The organism is Desmonostoc vinosum (assembly GCF_059505385.1).
On sequence record NZ_JCACKM010000275.1, the window covers coordinates 1 to 4,915 of the forward strand.

The 4,915-nt window shown below is 38.4% G+C and carries 5 protein-coding genes; 3 read left to right on the forward strand and 2 right to left on the reverse strand.

Going from position 1 to position 4,915, the window contains the following annotated elements; genetic code table 11:
* Nucleotides 1–187 precede the first annotated feature (187 nt).
* On the forward strand, nt 188–376 hold the full coding sequence (locus tag AC5JMF_RS29320) for a hypothetical protein (RefSeq protein ID WP_495799222.1): 189 nt from the start codon (nt 188–190) through the stop codon (nt 374–376).
* A 105-nt stretch (nt 377–481) separates the two neighbouring features.
* On the opposite strand, the gene AC5JMF_RS29325 is transcribed toward AC5JMF_RS29320, so the two are convergent.
* A complete protein-coding gene (locus AC5JMF_RS29325; protein WP_495799223.1) occupies nt 482–1,150 on the reverse strand; it encodes a response regulator in 669 nt (222 codons plus the stop codon).
* On the reverse strand, nt 1,147–2,436 hold the full coding sequence (locus tag AC5JMF_RS29330; RefSeq protein WP_495799224.1) for a sensor histidine kinase: 1,290 nt from the start codon (nt 2,434–2,436) through the stop codon (nt 1,147–1,149). Before AC5JMF_RS29330 ends, AC5JMF_RS29325 begins: the two co-directional genes overlap by 4 nt.
* Before the next feature lie 415 nt (nt 2,437–2,851).
* Here AC5JMF_RS29330 and AC5JMF_RS29335 point away from each other — a divergent pair, with 415 nt between their 5' ends.
* Both AC5JMF_RS29335 and AC5JMF_RS29340 read left to right on the forward strand, forming a co-directional pair.
* A complete protein-coding gene (locus AC5JMF_RS29335) occupies nt 2,852–3,724 on the forward strand; it encodes a hypothetical protein (RefSeq protein ID WP_495799225.1) in 873 nt (290 codons plus the stop codon).
* 342 nt (nt 3,725–4,066) lie between these two features.
* Nucleotides 4,067–4,546, forward strand: coding sequence for a Spy/CpxP family protein refolding chaperone (locus tag AC5JMF_RS29340; protein WP_495799226.1), 480 nt, complete (start codon nt 4,067–4,069; stop codon nt 4,544–4,546).
* Nucleotides 4,547–4,915: the final 369 nt, after the last annotated feature.

Consider the following 4,915-nt stretch of genomic DNA (forward strand, 5'->3'; position numbering starts at 1 on the left):
AGTTTATTAAACTGGCACTTTAGTATTAATTCTCCATAAAAGTAACCGAAGAACCGGAAATCTTAAGATCAGTTATAAATTTGAGTAGGGGTCTTAAACCTATTTATTCATCTACCAATCGTACAGAATTCAATTCTAGATTCTGATTCCTGAATTCTATTTTGATAATGGAAATAATAGTTAAATTGTGCGCTCTTTTACCAACGTTCATCGCTTGGCAGGTGATGAGGATGTAAACAAGTGGAAGGATGCGATCGCACAACATCTTGCACAAGTAAAAGATGAAATCACCCTAACGAAACTGCAACGTGCTTTGAAAATGCCTTTGGTAGAGGTGTGGTTAGGAGTTTTTATCAACCTATTAAATCTTAAATAAATCTTAAATTACATGGGTACAAGCCTTCGAGTTTAAAAGCCTGCATCGCTTTCAATACAGGCTTTTCCGGTATATTTAGTACATTTGTACAGTGGGAAGTTCAGATTAACTTAGACTTTCATCATCCAAAAACTGCAAAAACGAATTGGCAAAAATTGCGGCTTGAGTGCGATCGCGTAAATTCAACCGCATTAAAATATTAGTAACGTGATTTTTGACGGTACGTTCGGCAATAAATAAAGACTGGGCAATTTCACGGTTATTAGCACCCAATGCAATCAATCGTAAAACATCCTTTTCTCTAGGAGTCAGTTCTGCAAACTCAAGTGGTATATTTGGGGTGTTTGAAGCAATAGACTCGGAAACAGTGGTAATTATTTTCTCTACCAACCCAGGTCCTAAATGGGTATGTCCAGCATACACTGACCTAATAGCATTGGCTAATGGTTCCACGGGTGTATCTTTGAGTAAGTAGCCTTTTGCACCCAATCTTATTGCTTGAGATACGTACTCATCATCATCAAAAGTCGTTAAAATTAATACTTTAATATTCGCAAATTGCTGGCAAATCGCTCCGGTTGCGGCAACCCCATCCATTATCGGCATTCGTACATCCATTAATACAACATCTGGTTGTAGTATCTCAACTTGAGTTATGGCTACCTTACCATTTTCAGCATCTCCAATTACTGCAAAATCGGGTTGTGACTCCAACAGACTTTTTATACCCTGCCGTATAATTGTTTGGTCATCTACCAATAGAATGCGAATCATGACTCCGAGCTTGATAATGGAAACACAGCCATCAGATGACAACCTCCTTGAGGTTTGCTAGCGATTGAAAGTTTACCTCCAAGCGCAGAAGTTCTTTCCCGCATCCCTTGTATTCCAAATCCTCTGGTATTGAAATCGGGATCAAATCCAATACCATTATCTTCTACACGCAAACAAAATGAATTTTTGGTTGCCTGTATAGCAATTGTGACCTCACTTGCCTTGCTATGCTTGGAAATATTAGTCAAAGCTTCCTGGAGAATCCGGTAAATTGTTCTGTTTATACTTAATTCATGGGGAACCGATAGGATGCCACACTGGGAATAATCGGGGGTAATTTGGGTTCTACTTTGGAAATCTAAAATTAAAAGTTTAATTGCAGCATCCAAAGATTTACCTTGCAAAGGATCGTAGCGTAATGCTGTCACCGAATAGCGAACTTCTTGCAAAAGATTAGCACTAAGTTGTCGAGCTTCTAATAAAAAACCTTTGGCTCTGTCCATGTTTGACTCTAAATATACTAATGCATTTTCAAGTTGAATACTTTGTGCTGTTAGTGAATGTCCCAAAGCATCATGTATTTCGCGGGCAATACGGTTACGTTCCTGTAGTGTTGCTTGGTCTTCAATACGCAAAGCATATTCACGCAAACGCCTGTGAGCAAGAGCAAGTTCAAATAATGCATTAACTAAAAGTAAAATAAACACTAAAATTAAACTGAATAACATCACAAGATGTAATTTTATTATCCAGACAATATTTATAAAATTTTCTCCCTGCAACATTTCTGGTGGGGGTTGTTTAGGCGGGAGATTTAAGGTATTCAGAGTAAAAATAAAACATATTAAAACTAAACCAACTACTAGTAGACTTCCAGGAAATTTAAATACTGAAATACTGCGAATTACTACAACCAAAAGTAACACAGGTGAAAAACCAACGCCGTTATCTGCTCCAATATTTATCAATAAAATTAAGAATAATTGGAACAACGTATATATTATTTTTGATAGTCGATCGCCATTGGGCAACCTGAAGCCTAGAAAACCAAAAATAGCAATACTTAAAATTAATAAAATAGGGTTAACATGAACAGAACCCCTCCAATTTCTGATGGGAGGAAGATTCATAATAACTACGGATATACCAAAAAGAGTCCACTCCAGATATAGCAATAAGCGCAGTGGAGGCTGTTCGAGTTTTATATTTCTTTTTAATTGAAAACCTAGATTCATATTAAATTGCCAGTTAAAAATAGTTATTTCTTGCTTTACTTTAAAATCCAACTAAGTTTAAATCAAAACAATCAAAAGCAAGATTTTACAAAAGGATTAACATAATTCAGCAATAAACAGAGGTATTTGAGAATTAAGAGAATTACTTGACAACTATCCTATCTTCTTTATCTCAATTTTTCAATACTGTCAAACTGCCTATTGTGAATTATGTCTATCCATTAATAACCACGGCATGAATCATGGCTTTGTAATCTCATTTAAATCTATATTGAATGCTAATAGCCAGAGTCTTTAGTACTATTTTTGCTACTTGTAATTGGGACTAAAGTACCGGATCAAATTAGAGCGTTAGTACCATGTGAATTTTAGTCAGTATTTATACGATAGCTAGGTGGAAAAAATGTTCCACAACGTCAAATATAAACAGCAACTAAATCCATATCGTCAAAAGGAAGGAATGCAAATGAAAAAAGTACTCTGCACAGCATTACTGGGTGTGTTTGTTTTCGTGGGTAGCCAAGCCCAGGCACAAAATATAAATCGAGATAACCTCAGACAATCCGTAGACAAGGACAAATATGGGCCAGTCTTCATCATTGACCCAAGTCGTTATGCACCTGTAACGCATTTTATCTTTCTTGAGACCAAGGACGACCAGGTAACGGCTGACTATAAAACCAAAGTAGCCCAGATGATTAGGGCTATCGGTTCCCAAAATGGGTTTCGGGCTAGCATGACACTGGCTGATATCGATTTGAAGCGGATAGTGGTTTACTACCAATTTGAAACTGAAGGGCAATATAAAGCTGCACGTGAAAATCCAACTTTAATGGCACTTGCTCGGTCTTTGCAATTGGCCTCCGTGCGGTTTGAAGACTACGCAGTTAAACCACTGGAACAAAGTGCTGCCAGTACCGATGTCAATAACTCCACACCGCCACCGGGTTATTACGCCCAATTCCGTATGGACGATGGAGTTGCGATTAACGAAGCAGCGGTAGTGAAAGGTCGCAGCCAACAGGAATTGACGGCTCTGATGCGGAAGGCCGGTACTGCGGCCAATCCGAACACCTCTCCGGGCTTCATAGACTTTACTTTCCATGAAGCAATCGATGGCAGCCGTAACATGAATCTTCTCCACTGGTCAAGTGTGCGCGCGATGGCCGCAGGTGCGCTTGGCCCTCTTGTGCAGAATCTCATCAATGGCGGTTTAACTGGTGGCACCGACGGGTGGGGACCGACTGGCCCGGGTTATATCGGCGTTCATGTCTACAGCATCGTCGATATTCAGAACGGTCAACGCAAAGACAATTTACCACCCCGCTTGCAAAGGTAGGTATTTTAGACCTTGCTGAATTGCGGTATGAATCCAGATGTAGAGACGTTGCAATTGCTAGTCTCTACAGGATTTTGATATCAAAAGTCGCAGAAAGAAAGAGTTTTAGAAACCTCATTTTTGCATTTTATCCTGATAGCTATAATCTTTAATTTCATATTTGCAATTAAGTGAATAGGACTAAAGTACTGGATAAAATTAGAGACATAGTACCATGTGCGTTCTCGCTGAGATTTATATGATGAAAACATGGAACAAATAAGAAAAGTTCCCCCAATAAAACACTCAGGAGTTCGTATGAAATTCAGGTTTTTATCGGTGCTAATCTTTACCACAACAGCTATGACTACAACTGCATCTGCGTTATATGCACAATTTCCACCAAGTCAAGGGCAATTTCCCACAAAACAAGGTTTTCCTAGTAGAGAACAGGAACAACAAGACTTTTTTAAGGATCTTAACTTAACCCAAGAGCAAAAGGACAAACTAAAAGAAGTTCAAGAAGAAAATAAGTCTGCAATTGATGAGATTCTCACAAGCGAGCAACGCGATACTTTAAGACAAGCTTTTGCAGCAGGTAAGAAACCACCAGAAGCGATGCAGTCACTAAATTTATCTGATGACCAAAAGCAAGAAATTCAAGAAGTCATGGAATCACAAAAGCAAAAAATTTCTGAGATTCTCACACCCGAACAACAAGAAAAACTACGCGATCGCCTGGGGGAAATGCACAACCAAAATACTCAAATGGGCTTACCAAACCGAGGTTTTGGTAATTTTCCTAACGAAAATACGCCAGTTGATATTCCACCAGAAAGTTAAAAATCGATTATTGAATTTAAGCTAGCAACTTAAATTAGGGGAGAAATGAAAGTAGGGAAAGCAAGACGATGTTTCCTCCCGTGTCAGTCTACTTTCATAACCTCGCTTTTCATTATCCCCTGCAAGACACTTAGTTAATGTCTATCCTTTGTTGATGAGGGTAGAGTTTCCGATCTTGCATCGAAATATGCTGTTAGCGCTTTCTTTTCTAGCAATCGGTATTGTTGTTATTGGGGTTAAACAAAGCAATGAGATTGGTAAATTAATAGCACAAGCACCTATTAGACATTCTCGTACTAAAATTGGTCAATTTGAAATCTATAGGAATCCTATTTGATTTTTGAAAAAACTCCGTACATTTCAAGAGTG